This is a genomic window from Luteipulveratus halotolerans (assembly GCF_001247745.1).
Classification (GTDB): Bacteria; Actinomycetota; Actinomycetes; order Actinomycetales; family Dermatophilaceae; genus Luteipulveratus; species Luteipulveratus halotolerans.
Map to the genome: position 1 here is coordinate 2,421,869 of NZ_LAIR01000002.1, position 16,547 is coordinate 2,438,415.

At 72.1% G+C, this 16,547-nt stretch carries 15 protein-coding genes; 4 read left to right on the forward strand and 11 right to left on the reverse strand.

The genetic code is table 11. The features are described from left to right. Window positions 1–71: 71 nt before the first annotated feature. The 7 genes from VV01_RS12185 to VV01_RS12215 all read right to left on the reverse strand — a co-directional run bounded on the left by VV01_RS12185 (window position 72) and on the right by VV01_RS12215 (window position 6,654). Window positions 72–1,127 (reverse strand): DUF808 domain-containing protein, encoded by a 1,056-nt coding sequence (locus tag VV01_RS12185; RefSeq protein WP_050670122.1) that lies wholly within the window; start codon window positions 1,125–1,127, stop codon window positions 72–74. A gap of 86 nt (window positions 1,128–1,213) precedes the next feature. Continuing rightward, complete coding sequence (gene mtr / locus VV01_RS12190) at window positions 1,214–2,593, reverse strand: mycothione reductase (protein WP_050670123.1); 1,380 nt, start codon at window positions 2,591–2,593, stop codon at window positions 1,214–1,216. 25 nt (window positions 2,594–2,618) lie between these two features. Continuing rightward, a complete protein-coding gene (kynA, locus tag VV01_RS12195) occupies window positions 2,619–3,425 on the reverse strand; it encodes a tryptophan 2,3-dioxygenase (protein ID WP_407942938.1) in 807 nt (268 codons plus the stop codon). A gap of 50 nt (window positions 3,426–3,475) precedes the next feature. Continuing rightward, window positions 3,476–4,657 (reverse strand): SIS domain-containing protein, encoded by a 1,182-nt coding sequence (locus VV01_RS12200; protein WP_050670125.1) that lies wholly within the window; start codon window positions 4,655–4,657, stop codon window positions 3,476–3,478. Between the two features lie 2 nt (window positions 4,658–4,659). Continuing rightward, on the reverse strand, window positions 4,660–4,866 hold the full coding sequence (locus VV01_RS12205; protein WP_050670126.1) for a Trm112 family protein: 207 nt from the start codon (window positions 4,864–4,866) through the stop codon (window positions 4,660–4,662). 1 nt (window position 4,867) lies between these two features. After that, entirely contained in the window at window positions 4,868–6,295 is a 1,428-nt protein-coding gene (locus tag VV01_RS12210; RefSeq protein WP_050670127.1) for a phosphomannomutase/phosphoglucomutase, read from the reverse strand. A 23-nt stretch (window positions 6,296–6,318) separates the two neighbouring features. Next, window positions 6,319–6,654 carry a DUF3499 family protein gene (locus tag VV01_RS12215; RefSeq protein ID WP_231635224.1) on the reverse strand — a complete coding sequence of 112 codons (336 nt, stop codon included), beginning with the start codon at window positions 6,652–6,654 and terminating at the stop codon, window positions 6,319–6,321. Window positions 6,655–6,806: 152 nt separating this feature from the next. On the opposite strand from VV01_RS12215, the gene VV01_RS12220 reads away from it, so the two are divergent. Continuing rightward, window positions 6,807–7,250, forward strand: coding sequence for a metallopeptidase family protein (locus tag VV01_RS12220; protein ID WP_050670129.1), 444 nt, complete (start codon window positions 6,807–6,809; stop codon window positions 7,248–7,250). Between the two features lie 3 nt (window positions 7,251–7,253). Next, complete coding sequence (locus tag VV01_RS12225; protein WP_050670130.1) at window positions 7,254–8,090, forward strand: SDR family oxidoreductase; 837 nt, start codon at window positions 7,254–7,256, stop codon at window positions 8,088–8,090. A gap of 8 nt (window positions 8,091–8,098) precedes the next feature. Here the strand turns inward: VV01_RS12225 and VV01_RS12230 are convergent, their stop codons facing one another. The 3 genes from VV01_RS12230 to VV01_RS12240 form a co-directional block, all read right to left on the reverse strand. Then, the gene (locus tag VV01_RS12230; protein ID WP_050670131.1) at window positions 8,099–9,559 is read right to left on the reverse strand and encodes a DUF5719 family protein; all 1,461 of its coding nucleotides are present in this window, start codon (window positions 9,557–9,559) and stop codon (window positions 8,099–8,101) included. Further along, the gene (locus tag VV01_RS12235) at window positions 9,556–12,891 is read right to left on the reverse strand and encodes a glycosyltransferase (protein WP_050670132.1); all 3,336 of its coding nucleotides are present in this window, start codon (window positions 12,889–12,891) and stop codon (window positions 9,556–9,558) included. Before VV01_RS12235 ends, VV01_RS12230 begins: the two co-directional genes overlap by 4 nt. An 85-nt stretch (window positions 12,892–12,976) precedes the next feature. Continuing rightward, on the reverse strand, window positions 12,977–13,240 hold the full coding sequence (locus VV01_RS12240) for a WhiB family transcriptional regulator (RefSeq protein ID WP_157509127.1): 264 nt from the start codon (window positions 13,238–13,240) through the stop codon (window positions 12,977–12,979). 187 nt (window positions 13,241–13,427) lie between these two features. Between VV01_RS12240 and cofD the strand changes: the two genes are divergently transcribed. Together cofD and cofE are read left to right on the forward strand one after the other, a co-directional pair. Continuing rightward, window positions 13,428–14,411 carry a 2-phospho-L-lactate transferase gene (gene cofD, locus VV01_RS12245; protein WP_050670134.1) on the forward strand — a complete coding sequence of 328 codons (984 nt, stop codon included), beginning with the start codon at window positions 13,428–13,430 and terminating at the stop codon, window positions 14,409–14,411. Then, window positions 14,404–15,459, forward strand: coding sequence for a coenzyme F420-0:L-glutamate ligase (cofE, locus tag VV01_RS12250; RefSeq protein ID WP_071606365.1), 1,056 nt, complete (start codon window positions 14,404–14,406; stop codon window positions 15,457–15,459). The genes cofD and cofE overlap by 8 nt, the downstream gene beginning before the upstream one ends. Here the strand turns inward: cofE and VV01_RS12255 are convergent. Next, window positions 15,456–16,460 carry an IS481 family transposase gene (locus VV01_RS12255; protein ID WP_050670135.1) on the reverse strand — a complete coding sequence of 335 codons (1,005 nt, stop codon included), beginning with the start codon at window positions 16,458–16,460 and terminating at the stop codon, window positions 15,456–15,458. The genes cofE and VV01_RS12255 overlap by 4 nt on opposite strands. Between the last annotated feature and the right edge of the window lie 87 nt (window positions 16,461–16,547).

Below are 16,547 nucleotides of genomic sequence, written 5' to 3' on the forward strand. Positions count from 1 at the left end.
CCTGCCGGGCGTGACCTCAGCCACCCTCGCGCGGACGGCGTCAGCACGATCGTCCGCGTCGAGCGGCTCGGTCAGGATGTCGCGGTGCCCTCGTCGTAGACCTGGGTGGCCCCGGCGGCCGGGGTCGTGCCACGGTCCGCCTGCACCTGTGCGGTCGCCTCGGTCCCAGGTGTGCTGTGTGCACCCGCCTCTGCGGCGTCGCCGTGCTCGCCCTTGGTCTTGTGCGGGATGACGTGCATGACCGCGACGATCACGGCCCCGACGACCAGCCCGACGATCGCGGAGCAGAGCGTGTTGGTGAGCCAGCCGAGCGCACCCCCGAGACCGCCCGTCGCGTCGTGGACGGAGTGCTCCAGGTGATGCACCTGCTCGTACGGCCAGTGCCAGCCGATGTCGTCCAGGGCCATCAGCAGGATGTGGCCACCGACCCAGAGCATGGCCGCGATGCCGACGGTCGACAGGACGCTGAGCACCTTGGGCATGCCCTGCACGAGCAGGTCACCGATCCGCTGCGCGGCCTTGCCGGACTTCTCGCGCAGACGCAGCCCGACGTCGTCCATCTTGACGATGAGTGCGACCACGCCGTAGACGAGCGCCGTGATGATGAACGCGACCACGATCAGGATGATCAGCCGCGACCAGAACGACTCGACCTCGACCTCCTTGAGCGAGATGACCATGATCTCCGAGGACAGGATGAAGTCGGTGCGGATCGCTCCGCTGGCGATCTGCTCCTCGCTCTTGCCCGCGTTGGACTCCTCGACGTGTCCGCCGCGGATGGCCTCCCAGAGCTTCTCGGCGCCCTCGAACGCGAGGTAGCAGCCGCCAATCATCAGGATCGGCATGACGATCCAGGGCAGGAACTCCGACAGCAGCATGATCGCCGGCAGGATGATGAGCAGCTTGTTGCGGATCGAGCCGATCGCGATCTTCCTGATGATCGGCAGCTCACGCTTGGGGTCGATGCCCTCGACGTAGCGCGGTGTCACTGCCGTGTCGTCGACGACCACGCCGGTCGCCTTGACACTGGCGCGGGTCGCGGCAGCGCTCACGTCGTCGATGGAGGCCGCCGCCGCTCGCGCGAGCGCTGCGACGTCGTCCAGGAGTGCTGCGAGACCGCCGGCCATCAGCGCACCCCGTCCTGGTCGAAGCGGGCAGGGGCGGTCGGCGTCATCAGCGCAGGCGTCGGCACGGCGTCAGACTACCGCGTGAGTCAGGCGTTGCCGGGCACGTCGAGACCCAGCAGCGCGTTCTCGAGGACCTCGGCGAGCGCGGGGTGGATCCAGTACTGACCGCGCGCCATCTCGTGCACGCCGAGCCCGAACGACAGCGCCTGGATCGCGGGCTGGATCACGGTCGAGGCGTCCTTGCCGAGGATGTGCGCACCGAGCAGCTGCCCGGTCTGCCTGTCGGCCACCAGCTTGCAGATGCCGGTGGTGTCCTCCATCGCCCAGCCGTACGCCACGTCGCCGTACGCCTGGGTCTTGGTGGTCACGTCATGGCCGGCGTCGCGCGCCTGCTGCTCGGTGAGGCCGACCGAGGCGACCTGCGGGTGGGAGAACACCGCCGCCGGCACGAACCGGTGGTCGAACGCCTGGAGGTCGTCGGGGTGCACGAGGTTGTGGGCGATGACGCGCGCCTCGTGGTTGGCGACGTGCTTGAGCTGGTACGGCGAGCTGATGTCACCGAGCGCCCAGACGCCGTCCGCCGTCGTACGCCCGAACTCGTCGACCTGCACGCGACCGTCGGAAAGCGTTGCCACGCCTGCGTTCTCGAGCCCGAGACCGGCGCTGTTGGGCTCACGACCGGTGGCGACGAGCAGCAGGTCTCCCTCGACGGTCGTGCCGTCACCCAGCGTCAGCGTGACGCCGGAGTCGTCGCCCTTGAGCGCGTCGACCGTGGCCGACAGGTGTACGTCCCACTGCTGCTGGGCGACCTCGGTGAACCGCTGCGAGATCTCGGCGTCCTCGGCCCGCAGCAGACCGGGACCACGCGTCACGATGCGCACCTCGACACCGAGCGCGGAGAACACGTGGGCGAACTCGGCGCTGATGAACCCGCCGCCGAGGATCACCAGGCTGGAGGGCAGCTCGTCGATGCGCATGATCGTGTCGCTGGTGTGGAACGGGACGCCCGACTCGCGCACCACCTCGGGTACGACGGCGTGGCCGCCGGCAGCAATGACGACCTGGTCGGCTGTGACCTCTTGCTGCTCACCGTCGACGTCGACCACCAGCGAGCGCGGACCGGTGAAGGTCGCGTGCCCGAGGTAGGCCGTGGTGTTGGGGCCGTTGACGCGGTAGTCCTTGCCGCCCTGCGCGATCGGGTCGATGCGCCCGAACACCCGGTCACGGATGTCACGCCAGCGGACGCCGTCGACCGTCGCGTCGACGCCGTAGCGAGCCGACTCACGGATGTGGTCGGCGATGTCGGCCGCGTAGACGAACATCTTGGTCGGGATGCAGCCGACGTTGAGGCAGGTGCCCCCGAACGTCCCCTCCTCGATGACCGCGACACGCTTGTCGTCGAAGTCGGGCGTCACCAGGGAGTTGCCGGAGCCGGTGCCGATGATGGCCAGGTCGAAGTGCGTCACAGAGCCGAGCCTAGGCCGGGCCGGCTCAGGACGAGCGGCCGCTCTCGGCGATCTGCCCGCGCACGGCGTACAGCTCGGGGAAGAACGTCAGCTCCAGCGCCTTGCGCAGGAACGGCACGCCACTGCTGCCACCGGTGCCGCGAGCCGACCCGATGATGCGCTCGACGGTCTTGAGGTGACGGAAGCGCCAGAACTGGAAGTTGTCCTCGAGGTCGACCAGCTCTTCGCACGTCTCGTAGACGTCCCAGTGGTGCTCGGGGTCCTCGTAGATCGACCGGATCACTTGCGCCAGAACGTCATTCGGCTGATGCGGCTTGCTCCAGTCACGGTCGACGAGCTCGGCCGGCACCGGCAGCCCGCGGCGTGCGAGCAGGGCGATGAACTCGTCGTACAGGCTCGGCTCGTGCAGCAGCGACTCCAGCATCTGCTGCGCCGCGGGGTCGTGGTCGAACACCCGCACCATGTCGGCGTTCTTGTTGCCGAGCAGGAACTCCACCGCGCGGTACTGATAGCTCTGGAAGCCCGACGAGGTCGCGAGGAAGTCGCGGAACTGGGCGTACTCGCTCGGGGTGAGCGTCGCCAGCACCGACCACTGCTCGGTGAGGGTCGACTGGATGTGCTTGACCCGCGCGAGCCGTTTGAGGGCGGCCGCGAGCTCGTCCGCACGCAGCAGCTCACGTGCCGAGCGCAGCTCGTGCAGGACGAGCTTGAACCACAGCTCACTCGTCTGGTGCTGGACGATGAACAGCAGCTCGTCGTGCTGCGGCGGCTGTGCCAACGGGTGCTGAGCCGACAGGAGCGTGTCGAGGTCGAGGTAGTCGCCGTAGGACATCGCCCGCCGGAAGTCGCGCTGGACGCCCTCCTCGATCGGTCGCTGCGAGGTCACGCCCATCCTTTCGTGCGGTCGCGCAGATCGGCGACGTGCGGTGACACCGACGGGTCGAGCCCGAGCCCGAGCGCCAGGTAGGTCGAGACGTAGTCACCGAACGCCAGCAGCTCGGCGAGGCGTACGACGGGGTGCCCGGCCTGGGCGGTCTGCTCGACGACGGTCACGCCGGCCTCGCGCGCGGTCTCGAGCAGCGCGTCGCCGAGCGCTCGGGCCTGGTCGGTCTCGCGGGTGTGCTGCTCGGGCGGCGCGTCGCGCAGCATCAGCAGGCCGAGCGAGGGTTGTGCGGGCGCGTCGAGGAACGGGTCGGCGAAGATGTCAGCACCGCTGCTCATCGAGCCGTTGCCGCCCCCTGCGGTGAACGGCCCGTCAAAGCACGCGACGACCTGCGAGGCGGCGTCGGGCAGCTCACCCCAGGTCGCCGGGACCCGCGCCGTACGGGCCAGCATCGACGCGGCGCGCAGCGCGACCACACCGGTGAGGGCGTTGTCGCCCAGCGTCATCGGCACCGTGCCGCCGAGCTGTGCGGCAGCGAGCTTGGCGGGGTTGACGAACGTCTCGGACGACGGTCGGCACGCCTCGGCCTGCTCGTCGAGCCGGGTGGCGAGCTCGGGCAGCACCGATGCGGGCACGTCGACCAGTCCGAGACCGTCGGCGGCCATCAGGACCGGGGTCAGCAGCGACCACAGCGACGTGCGACTGGACGTGCGGTCACGACCGACCCCGATGTGCACACCGCGGCTCTGGCGACAGACGTCGGCGAGCGGCGAGTCGTCGGCGCCGACCGTCAGCAGGGCAGCACCGCGACGTGCAGCCTCGGCGGCGAGCGCGAGCGGACCGGCTGCCCGGCCCGACAGCGAGACGGCGATGACCAGGTCGAGCGGACCGACCCAGCCGGGCAGCGGCAGGTTGCGGCGGACGGTGACCGGCACCGGCGAACCGGGCTCGGCGAGCAGGTCGAGCACGTCGGCGACGACCGACGAGCCGCCGAGTGCGGCGACGAGCACCGAGCGCGGACGCTCGCCGTACGCCGCCCGGTCGACCCCGGCCTCCTCTGACAGCGTCATCGCCTCGCGGACCTGCGCACCGGCGGTGGCCAGCGCCCGCAGGGTGTCACGCGAGTCCAGACGCCGCAGCTGCTCGGCGTCGTCGAGGGCGGAGTCCTCGATGTAAGGCACGACTAGGCCTGGAAGACGCGGGCTTCCTCGGCGAGCAGCACCGGGATGCCGCCGTCGATGCGGTACGCGCGGCGCTGGCCGGGCTGCTCGCAGTCGCCTGCGCACTGCAGCTCGGCGCCGCCCTCGGGGCCGGTGCCGTCGACCAGTTCCTGACGGCACACCGGGCAGCGCAGGATCTCTCGCAGCCACGGCTCGATGGTCGCGCTCATGTCACTCCTTGGTCTCGTCCTGACGGACCAGCGCCAACGCGCTGTCCCGCACTCGGTCCATGGTGGCCTGATCCGCCGCCTCGACGTTGAGCCGCAGCAACGGCTCGGTGTTGCTCGCCCGCAGGTTGAGCCACCACATCGGCGACTCGTCGTGCGTGAGCGTCAGACCGTCGAGCGTGTCCTCGACGACGCCAACCTCAGCCATCGCCCAGGACCGTACGCGATCGGTCGCGGCGGCAGCGTCCGACACCGTCGAGTTGATCTCGCCCGAGGCGACGTACCGACTGTAGCCAGCGACGAGCTCGGACAGGGGACGGTCGCTGCTGCCGAGGGCGGCCAGCACGTGCAGCGCCGCCAGCATGCCGGTGTCGGCGAACCAGAAGTCGCGGAAGTAGTAGTGGGCGGAGTGCTCACCACCGAAGACCGCAGACTGCTGCGCCATCTGCGCCTTGATGAGTGAGTGACCGACCTTGGTACGGACGGGCCGGGCGCCGCGCTCGGCGACGATCTCGGGCACGGCGCGCGAGGAGATCAGGTTGTACATGACGGTGATGTCGCCGACCGGTGTGCCGGCCACGACCTCGCGCTCGATCTCGCGCACCGCGACCAGTGCGGTGATCGCCGACGGGCTGACCGCCTCGCCGCGCTCGTCGATGACGAAGCAGCGGTCGGCGTCGCCGTCGAACGCCAGCCCGAGGTCGGCACCGTGCTCGCGCACGGCGGCCTGCAGGTCGACCAGGTTGGCCGGCTCCAGAGGGTTGGCCTCATGGTTGGGGAACGTGCCGTCGAGCTCGAAGTAGAGCGGGAGCACCTCCAGCGGCAGCCCGTCGAGCACCGCCGGCGCGGTCAGCCCCGCCATGCCGTTGCCCGCGTCGACCACCACCTTGAGGGGTCGGCCCGCGCTGACGTCGACCAGCTCGCGCAGGAACGCGGCGTAGTCGCCCAGCATGTCGCGCTCGATGATCGTGCCGGTCTGCTCGCCACCCGCACCGTGCGCCGCGCCACGGTCGAGGGTCCACTGCGCCAGGTCACGCACCTCGGCGAGGCCGGTGTCGAGGCTGATGGCACGGGCACCGGCACGACACGTCTTGATGCCGTTGTACTGCGCCGGGTTGTGACTCGCGGTGAACATCGCCCCGGGCACGTCGAGGACACCGCTCGCGTAGTAGAGGCCGTCGGTCGAGCACAGCCCGATCAGAGTGGTGTCGACGCCGTGCTCGGCCGCGCCTTCGGCGAAGGCGCGGGACAGCTGCGGTGAGCTCGGTCGCATGTCGTGGCCGACGACCATCGCGGTGCCGCCGTCGGGCAGGACGATCACCTGGGCGAACGCCGCGCCGAGGGCGCGCGCGACCGGGACACTGAGCTGGTCGGGGACAATGCCCCGCACGTCGTACGTCTTGACGAAGTCGGCGAGGCGGGGCGAGGTCACGACGGGGACTCTACGCGGCGCGCTCACACGTCGGGCAGGACTCGCAGATGGCGTCGACGGTCGGAGGTGACCGCAGCGCCGTCGGCGGGACGGTCACCGGGTGACGGACGCGGCGCGGGCTCCTGGGCGGGCGGCGGCTGGGCCGCGGCGCGCACCGCGTCGGCGAGGGCCAGCAGGTCGTCGGGGCTCGGCGCGGGCTCGGTCAGGTCGACCGCGAGACGGACCACGTCCCAGCCCCGAGGGGCGGTGAGGCGGCCGGCGTGATCGGCGCACAGGTCGTACGTGTGCGGCTCGGCATACGTCGCGAGCGGCCCGAGGACCGCGGTCTGGTCGGCGTAGACATAGGTCAGCGTCGCCACGGCTGGTCCATGACAGGCGGCTCGCGAGCACGTACGGGACCTGTTGCGGGCTGGTCGCGGCGTTGTCACGGAGAGTGACTCTAGGCCCTTGGCCCGACACACCACTCGCGGCCACGCCGAGCGAGGCGGATGCGGGTCGTAGAGTCGCAGACGTGCACCCGTCAGCGAGCTCCTCGACGCGCGACGGCGGACGTCGCCCTGCGACGCCACGCCGTCGTGACCGCCACGGCCGCGGCGCCCGCGGCCCGATCGCCTGGCCGCCGGTGCCGTCGATGGTGGCGCCGGCCACCCGGTTCGACGAGCTCGTGCTCGATGCCGCCGAGCGGGTCGAGCACCGGCTCGGCAGACCGCTCGACCAGGTCGAGCTCGCGGTCGAGGACGTACCCCCGAGCGACCCCGCGTCGTGGGAGGAGTCGGTGCCGCTCGGACGTCTCTTCCCGGCCGAGCACCGTTCTCCCGCAAGGGTTGTCGTCTACCGCCGGCCGGTCGAGTCGCGCGCCGAGAGCGCCCGCGACCTGGCCGAGCTCGTCGACCACGTGGTGACCGAGCAGATCGCCGGGCTGCTCGGCATCGCGCCTGAGGACCTCGAGGACTGAGCGGTGACCGACCCCACCACGCCACCCTCGTGGGTGGACGGCGTCCCCGGCGTCGGACGCACACCCGTTCTCGTCACCGGCGGCACGGGCACCCTCGGACGTCACGTCGTCGCCGAGCTCGAGCGGTCGCAGGTGCCGGCTCGTGTGCTGTCGCGGACGCCCCGCCAGGTCGAGACCGAGGAGGTCCACGGCGACCTCGCCACCGGAGAGGGACTCGAGGAGGCCGTCGCCGACGTCCAGGCCGTGGTGCACTGCGCCACCAGCCCGACTCACCCGCAGGACGTCGATGTCGCGGGCACCCGGCGCCTGCTCGAGGCCGTGACCGCGGTCAACCCGGAAGCGCACGTCGTACACGTCTCGATCCTGGGCGCCCTGGCCAACCCACTCCCCTACTACCGCGCCAAGGTCGCCGCCGAGACGGCCGTGACCGCCTGGGACGGGCGGCGCACCATCGTGCGGACCACCCAGTTCCACCAGCTCGTCGAACGCCTCACCCGCGTGTCGGTCGGCCCGCTCGGCCTGGGGGTCCGGGGCCTGCGCTTCGCACCGGTCGACCCGCTGTTCGTGGCGGCGCGCCTCGTCGACCACGCCCTGTCCGATCCCCGACGCGAGCCGCTCGAGCTCGCCGGCCCCGAGGTGCTGTCCGCCCGCGAGGTCGCAGTGCTGACGGCTCGCGTCAAGGGTCGCCCCGCACCCCGCGTCGTGCCGCTGCCCGCCGTCGGCTCCGTGCTCCGGGCGTTCGCGCGGGGATCCAACCTGCCGGGCCCGGACTGCGAGCGCGGCGGCCGACCGTACGTCGAGTGGCTGGCTGCCGAGGTCGACGCGGACTCCGTCGACTGACGAATCGCCTACTGCGACACGCCTTCTCGGGCGTCGATGACCTTGGCCGAGACCGCCGCCGGGTTGAGCGGGACCGCGGACAGCATCGGCCTTCCCTTGCCGTCGCTGCCGCCGACGACCAGGGCCGCGTGCACCGGGGCGCCCGTCGTACGCACCCAGACGGCGGCCGCACCGGGTGTCGCGATGTCTGCAAGACCACCGGCCGGCACCCGCACCGTCCGCGGCGTGGTCCGACCCGCGGCATCGGTGACGCCGACGACGACCTGCGTGTCGGTGTCACCGGGGTTGCTGACCATGAGCGCCGAGGTCATCTGCGGCAGGCGCGGCACCGGCGTACCGGCGACCGCCGTGATCGGCTCGGACGTCGGCACCCAGGTCAGATCGCTCGCGCCACCGGCCGCACGACCGGTGACCGACTCGGCTGCGGCGACCACGGGCACGTCCGCGGTCACCCGCAACGCGTAGCGGCCGGGCGGGAGCTTCGGGAGCAGGATCGTCCCGCTGTGCCCGCCGGCCATGGTCTGCACCACATCGGGGACGGCCTCGACGTCGTCGGTGCCGAGCAGCTGAACCCGCACGACCGCGTCGTCGTTGCCCGGCACACCGACGCGTACGGCAGCGCGCTCGCCACCGGTGAACACGGCGGGCACGACGGCGTCGGTGCTCGGCCGCGTCGCGGGACCGGTGAGGTCGTTGCCGACCGGCCGGGTGCCGTCGAGGAAGGTGTCCGACATCGCCACGCCGAGGCTGCCCGAGCCCGAGGTGACCTTGACGACCGGTGCGCCGGCGGTGTCGTCGACCGAGCCCAGCAGCGTGACCGTCCGCGACCGCGCGGGCACGGTGAGCTCCTGGTGCCGGCTCGTGCCGAGGACCGACAGCCGCGCCAGCACCGGGTTGGGCGAGGGGTTGGTGAGGACCACGCGTTCGAGGCGACCCGGCTGCGGGCCGCCCGCGAGCAGGTATGAGGACGCGGCGGTCGAGCTGCACGGCGCCATCGAGAGCCCGTGCGAGGTGTCGGAACGGTCGTCGTCGACCTGCAGCGCGGCGAGGCCGGGTGCGAGCGAACCCGAGGCGAGCACGTCGATCGCGCCGGCTCCCGCACTGGTCGACGTCGAGACGCGGCCGCGCTCGGCGACGACCGACGGCGCGCCGCCCTGACCGACGGGGAGCCGAGCGGCCCGCACCGAGCCACTGCCCTGGGCGCGGGCTGATCCCGGCAGCATCGAGGTGGGCGTGCTGGCCGTCAGCAGCTGGACGTCCTGGCTGCCGCCTCCGGCCGAGCCCGGGCGCTCCGGACCGGGGCAGACCAGCTCGGCGCGGGTCAGGGCACCGGTGTCGACCGCGGCCGCGACCCGGTGGTCGCTCGACCGGGTGAGGTCCAGGCTCGCGTCGGTGCGGCTTGCACCCCAGACCATCGCCGTGCCCGCAACGGCCACGAGCGCGGCTCGGGCGACTCCGAGGCCCTTCATGCGCGCCTGCGCGAACGGGCGTTGCCGAACGGCACCGCGAGGAAGATCGTGACCAGCAGCAGGGCGCCCTGCACCCACCGCCACCGGTCGTGGGCAGCACCCGGATCGACGCGCAGCAGCCCGCCCGAGGCGGGGACGTCGTAGGTCGGGTACGCGCTCGCCGCGACCGGGTGCAGCCATCGGCCGTCCAGGGTCACGACCGCGCGCCGCGCCCACCCGCCGGACTCCGACACCACCAGGCGGCGGCCATCGGCGCCGGCCGGAACACGCGTCACCGTACGGGCGTGCGGGCCGGAGGACGGCAGCGCGAGAACCGGTCGTCCGTCGAGGTCCAGACGCAGCCGGCTCGGCGGGACCGAGCCACCGCCGGCACCGACCGCCGCGTCGACCCGCCACAGCGACAGGCTGCGGTTGCTCGCCATCGCCGACAGACCCTGCACCGACTGCAACGAGCGCGCCAGTGCCGCACGGTCGCCCGCCCCGGTGACACCGACGAACCCGACGTCGAGGTCGAGCAGCTGCCGGTGCGCCTGGCCGCCGCCCGCGGTGGACGGGCCGAGCAGTGACGCGACGCCCCGAGCGAGCTGGGGGCTGGTGCGGACGGGGACGTCGAGGTCACGCGCCGGGAGTCCCGTCTCGGCACCGTCGAGTGCGTAGGAGACCGATCCGTCGGAGTCCACGCTGATGGTCAGCATGCGGTTGGCGCGCTCGCCCAGACCCATCTGACGAGCGACCGCGGGCACGCGCTCGTCGGCCGCGGTGAGTGCCGGCTGTCCCTGCGAGACGACGGTCGTGAGCACGACACCGGCCCACGCGAGCGCCACCACCAGGCCCGCGACCAGCGCGACACGCACGCGGCGCGACGCGGCCTTCCAGCGGGGCCGGGCGAACAGGTCACCTCCGGCCAGGAGGGCGGCGCCGATGAGAGCTGCGGCGGTGACGTCGAGCGCCGGACCGGGCCACGGCGTACGGGCCCCGCCGGGTGCGTCGGTCACGATCACGTGCGAGGCGGCGAGTGCTGCGGCCAGGCCGAGGAGCGCGAGCAGCCCGAGGCCGACGGTCGTCCGCCCGTGCTGGGGTCGCCGCCGGATGAGGCCCAGGACCCCGAGCACCACGACCGGGACCGACAGGACCGCGAGGTAGGACCCCGGCCCGCCCGGGTGCAGCAGCGCGAGCTGCCACGGCTGGGCGGGTGCCGCGGTGTCGAGCGCGCCCGGACCGGCGAGCAGCCCCCGCGAGTCGGCGCGCAGCCGGTCGAACGTCCACGGTCCGAGCAGCGCCCACGGTCCGAGCAGGACGACCGCAGCGCGCAGCCGCGCCCAGCCGGTGCCGACGAGGAGCACACCCAGGGCGACGAACGACACAGCCACGAGCAGGACGGGCGCGAACGCACCCAGGAGAGCCGTGACCAGCACCGTCGCGAACGTCAGCGGCACCGCGGCTGTACGACGGCCGACCGCGAACGCACCCGCGAGCGCGAGCGGCAGCAGCACGTGGGCGACCACCGGACCGAGACGGCCGGATGCGACGCCCGTGGAGAGGGTGGCAAGACCGGCCCAGGCCAGGCCCGCGACCGCGCGCGGCCACTGCGCTCGCGTCACGGCCCGGCCTGCGACGTAGGCCGACACCCCGGACAGCGGGACGGCGAGGACGAGCAACCAGGCCACTGCGGTCGCGGCGGTCGTCGTGTCGTCGACCCAGGGCAGGGCCTGGACCGCGCGGGCCAGCACGCTCAGGACGGGCAGGAACGGCTGCTCGGGCAGGTCCGAGCCGAGGCCGGCTCCGACCCAGTGATCGCTCCACAGGTGCCGGACGCCGGACGCATCGGTGTCGAACGAGCGCAGCTCACCCCCCTGAAGTCCCTGCGCAGTGCCGCGCAGCGCGTCGGAGGTCAGCAGCCCGCGCCACCAGACCGCCGTGCTCGCCACGAGGGCGATCGTCATCCAGAGCCCGGCATGCCGGGCGGTACGCCGACCCCACGTCGTGCGGACCTGGACCAGCTCGGCCGCTTCGTCGCCCTCAGGCCCGGCCTCCAGCCGCGCCGAGTCTTCGAGCAGCTCGGGCTCGCGAGGGGCGGGCGTGACGGCGTCACGGACGGCGTCCCAGGCATGGTGGGTCGCCGCGCCGAGGGGGACGAACAGCGCTCCGAGGTGCGTGGGACGCGTCCGCGCCCGGCCGACGAAACGTGCCCGCGCTCCGAGCACTCGGCGCAGGCCGAACGGTGCGCTCGCCTGGCTGAGCTCGGCGAGCGCGTAGCGGGGGCGCTTGACCGCCAGCAGCACCAGACCCAGCACCAGACAGCTGAGCAGGGTCCACAGCGCGATGACGGGGAGCCCGAGCCACGAGCAGCGCGCCAGCGCGACCTGCCGGTGTCGACGCAAGGTGCGCGCCGACTGCGGAGCGGGAAGGCCGGAGTCACCGTGGCGTCGCAGCGACCGCGGGGTCCGGGAGGGACGCGCGTCGACGTCGTCGACGGGTTCGGAGCGCACCGTCGTACCGCCGACGTCCTGGCTGACCCGAGCCTGCGGGACGACGACGACCTGGTGGCCGAGGAGGTGGGTACGCCAGCACAGGTCGAGGCCGTCGCCGTCGCCGTCGAACGCCGGGTCGAATCCTCCGAGCGAGAGATAGACGTCGCGCCGGATCAGCATCCCCGAGCTGGACACCGCAAGGACGTCGTGGCGGTCGTCGTACTGGCCCTGGTCGGGCTCGCCCTGCATCGCCCCGCCGACGTGGCGACCCGTGCGGGTGACGTCGAGCCCGACGTTGACGAGCCGCTCCGGATCGCTCAGCTCGACCACCTTGCAGCCGGCGATCCCGATGCGCTCGGATCGTGAGACGACGCGCAGCAGAGCGGCGAGCGCCCCGGGTGCCGGAGCGGAGTCCTCGTGCAGCAGCCACAGCCACTCGTACTTGTCACGCGGACGGACATCACGCTTGCGAGCACGTCGCCGCACCCGGCGGGCGACCACGGCGTCCTCGCCCGGACGGGGCAGGGCCTCGACGGCGGTGTCGACGATCGCGGCGAACGCGCTGTGCGCCGGCACGGTGACGACGGACACGTCAGCGAAGGTGTCGGCGAGGTCGGAGCGCTGGTCGAGCAGATCGCGCACCGAGCGCTCCGGTGTGGCGTCCACCAGCACCAGCCGCTCGGGACCCTCGTCAAGGGCTGCGAGCGCCTGCAGCGTGCGGTCGAGCCACGAGGTCCGGGCGTGCTGGACCACCAGCAGAGCGGTGACGGCGAGCGGGCTCGCCTCGGAGTCCTCCCCTGCCAGCGACCAGTCCAGCCCGGGTGTCGCGGCTGCGGTCGCGCGCGCGTCGATCATCGTCATGCGTTCACGCACCCGACGCGTCGGTCGCCGTCGTCATGCACCGACCATGCCAGTCAGGCCGGTCGCCCCCAAGGTGACGCGCGGGTCAGACCGCGCGCTTCTTCAGCTTTCGGCGCTCTCGCTCCGAAAGACCGCCCCAGATACCGAACCGCTCGTCGTGCTCGAGGGCGTACTCGAGGCACTCGGAGCGGACCTCGCACCCGACGCAGACCTTCTTGGCCTCACGGGTGGAGCCACCCTTCTCAGGGAAGAACGCCTCCGGGTCGGTCTGGGCGCACAATGCGTTTTCCTGCCACGACAGCTCGCCGTCCTCTGCTAGCGCGTCGTCGTGCAAGCTGATCAGCTGCAGCTCCTGCACGGGTCCTCCTCGACCATTCGCGGGCAGTCCATAAATCGAGCTTCACTGCGTCCCTGCGGAACGACAGCACTGCAATTACACGCGTGTATTTCATGATTCGTCAAGCACGGATTCCCTTGGCAGTGCACAATTCCGCCCCCGAGCGACGCTGGGTGAGGCGGTTGAGAGACTGTGCGCCATGCGCATCACCGCCCTCGCGGGAGGTGTCGGCGGAGCCCGATTCCTGAGGGGCCTGCTGCACCACCTGAGCGGCCGCTCCGACGGCCCCCACACACTCACGATCATCGGCAACACCGGCGACGACATCACGCTGTTCGGGCTGCGCGTCTGCCCCGACATCGACACCCTCCTCTACACCCTCGGCGGCGGCGTCCACGAAGGCCAGGGCTGGGGTCGGGCCGACGAGACGTTCGCCGTCCAGGGTGAGCTCAAGGCGTACGGCGCCTCACCCCAGTGGTTCGGTCTCGGCGACCGCGACTTCGGCACCCACATCGTGCGCAGCCAGTGGCTGGCCCAGGGACACACCCTGAGCGAGGTCACGGCTCGGCTGGCGCAGCGCTGGGGACTCCCCGAGCAGGGCGTCACCCTCCTGCCGATGACCGACGTCCCGGTCGAGACGCACGTCGTGCTCGAGGAGGACGGTGAGCAGCGCGCGGTGCACTTCCAGGAGTGGTGGGTGCGCATGCAGGCGGCCGTGCCGGCACAGCGTTTCGTCGTCGCCGGTCTGGACCGCGCCGCTGCCGCACCCGGGGTGCTCGACGCCATCCGGAACGCCGACGTCGTGCTCCTCCCGCCGAGCAACCCGGTCGTGTCGATCGGGATCGTGCTCGGAGTGCCCGGCGTACGAGATGCGTTGCGTGGCACCGCTGCTCCCGTCGTCGGGGTCTCGCCACTGATCGGCGGAGCGCCGGTGCGAGGTCACGCCGACGCGTGCCTGAGCGCCATCGGCGTCGAGTCGACGACGGCCGCGGTCGCAGGGCTCTACAGCGACTTCCTCGACGGATGGCTCGTCGATGATGCCGACGCGGCGTCGATGCAGGCTCCCGGCACCTCGCGTGGCCTGCGCGTCGAGGCGATGCCTCTGCTGATGCGCGACCTCGAGCACGCCGCACGGATCGCCGGCGGCGCGTTCGACCTCGCGCTCGGGCTCCGACGTGACTGACCCGGTCGCGGACGTCCGGCTCCTGCCCGTCACCGGGCTTCCCGAGGTGCGTCCGGGCGACGACCTCGGACGACTGGTCGTCGAGGCGCTCGAGCGCGCCGGCACACCGCTGGTCGACGGCGACGTGGTGGTCGTGACGAGCAAGGTCGTCTCCAAGGCCGAGGGCCTGATCGCCTCGACCGATGCGATCGACCGCTCCGAGCTCGTGCTGCGCGAGTCGCACCGGGTCGTGAGCGAGCGCTCGACCGACACCGGCGTCACCCGTGTGGTCGCCTCGCACGCAGGACCGGTCATGGCCGGGGCCGGCATCGACGCCTCCAACACCGGTGACGCCGAGCTGCTGCTGCTCCCCCACGACCCCGACGCGAGCGCACGCTGGGTCCACGACAAGATCCTCGCCGCGGTCGCTCGTCCCGTGCGCATCGGCGTGGTGCTGAGCGACACCGCCGGCCGGCCGTGGCGCACCGGCCTGGTCGATCTGGCCCTGGGACTGTCCGGCATCCAGGCGCTGGACGACCTGCGCGGGCGCAGCGACACCGAAGGACGCGACCTGGCCGTCACCGTGCGGTGCCTCGCCGACGAGATCGCCGCAGCCGCCGACCTCGTCAAGGGCAAGGTCGACCGCGTCCCGGTCGCGGTCGTACGAGGCCTCGGCCAGGTCGTCGTCGCGGACGGCTCGACCGCCCGCTCCCTCGTGCGCGCCGGTGTCGAGGACTGGTTCGCGCTCGGTCGTGCCGAGGCGGTCCGCGACGCTCTCGGCGTCTCGCCGGGCTCAGCTCTCTCGGACAACATCGGCATCGAGTCCGTACGCCCCGAGCCGCTCTCCCGCCGCGTCGACCGCGCCCTCCAGGTCGCCCTCACCGGCGGCGATGCCGTCGAGGCCGCTCACCTCGCCGGCGACGCCACCGTCGTACGCCTGCGCGCTCGTTCGGAGCTCCAGCTGGGTCGTGCGTGGGCGCGCTTCGAGGTCGCCCTCGCCGGCGAGCGGCTGCAGTCGGCCTCCTCGCACGAGGACGGCACCGTGGTGGTGCACATCAGCGAGGGCTAGGTGTAACTGAGCATGAGGTTGGTGACGCCGGCTGGCAGTCGTGAGGCCGGCGGCTGATCGCCCGCGGCGGTGTGGGGGCGATGGTAGTTGTAGTGGACCTGCCACACCTGGAGCTGGTCGCGACGCTGCTGCTCGGACTCGTACGCGGCGGCGTAGAGGACCTCGTGGGTGTAGGTCTGCTGGTAGCGCTCGACCTTGCCGTTGTGCTTGGGCGTGAACGCCTTGATCCGCTGATGCTTGGCCGCGAAGGAGTGCACGGCCCGGGTGAACGCACTGGCGCGGTAGCAGGACCCGTTGTCAGTCACGATCCGGGTGAAGCGGGTGATGCCGTGCGCGGCGAAGAACACCCGGGCACGGAACAAGAACCCGATCGCGGTGACGGCCTTCTCGTCGTCGTGGGCTTCGGTGTAGGCCAGCCGGGAGAACCCGTCGAGGGCGGAGTGCAGGTAGGTGTACCCGGTGCGGGCGCCACGGGTCTTGGCCCGGTCGGCGGCCTTGGCCTGGGCCGACCCGCGACCGTGCACCCGCCACCCGCCGCCGTCGGGGATGCGCCCGACCTTCTTCACGTCCAGGTGGGTCATGTGCCCGGGGTACCGGGCAGTGATCTTTCCCGGCGCCCGCAACGGTTCCCCGTCAACGTCCAGGTGCCGCAGCCGGTTCAGTCCGTGCCGGACCAGGATCCGGCTGATCGTGCACACCGCGATCCTGACGCCCTGGGCGCTCAGCTCCAGATGGATCCGCCGCGCGGACCACTTGCGTTTGCGCAACGCGATGACCTGTTCCACCACCTGCGGCGGTGTGGCGGTCGGGGAACGGCGGGGCCGGCTGGTCCGGTCGTGCAACCCTTCGTCGCCGTGCTCACGCCACCGGGCGTACCACTTCGACAAGCACTGCCGCGAGACCGCGGCCTCCGCTGCGACGTGCGCGATCGGGCGGTGCTGGCACCGGCGCACCAGGCGACGACGTCCTTCGAACGACAGGGCGGCTTTACTGTGGGGCATAGGGCAGGTTCCTTCGGCTGACTCGACGTGATGAACGGCTTGACACCTTCATCCTGTCGCCGCAGGGACCTGCCCGCCCTTAGCTAC

Excerpts from the sequence above, each read along its gene's own strand:
- VV01_RS12185 (WP_050670122.1), bottom strand. The coding sequence starts at position 1,127 with ATGGCCGGCGGTCTCGCAGCACTCCTGGACGACGTCGCAGCGCTCGCG.
- VV01_RS12255 (WP_050670135.1), bottom strand. The coding sequence starts at position 16,460 with ATGCCCCACAGTAAAGCCGCCCTGTCGTTCGAAGGACGTCGTCGCCTG.
- kynA (WP_407942938.1), bottom strand. The coding sequence starts at position 3,425 with ATGTCCTACGGCGACTACCTCGACCTCGACACGCTCCTGTCGGCTCAG.
- VV01_RS12235 (WP_050670132.1), bottom strand. The coding sequence starts at position 12,891 with ATGACGATGATCGACGCGCGCGCGACCGCAGCCGCGACACCCGGGCTG.
- cofD (WP_050670134.1), top strand. The coding sequence starts at position 13,428 with ATGCGCATCACCGCCCTCGCGGGAGGTGTCGGCGGAGCCCGATTCCTG.
- VV01_RS12230 (WP_050670131.1), bottom strand. The coding sequence starts at position 9,559 with ATGAAGGGCCTCGGAGTCGCCCGAGCCGCGCTCGTGGCCGTTGCGGGC.
- VV01_RS12205 (WP_050670126.1), bottom strand. The coding sequence starts at position 4,866 with ATGAGCGCGACCATCGAGCCGTGGCTGCGAGAGATCCTGCGCTGCCCG.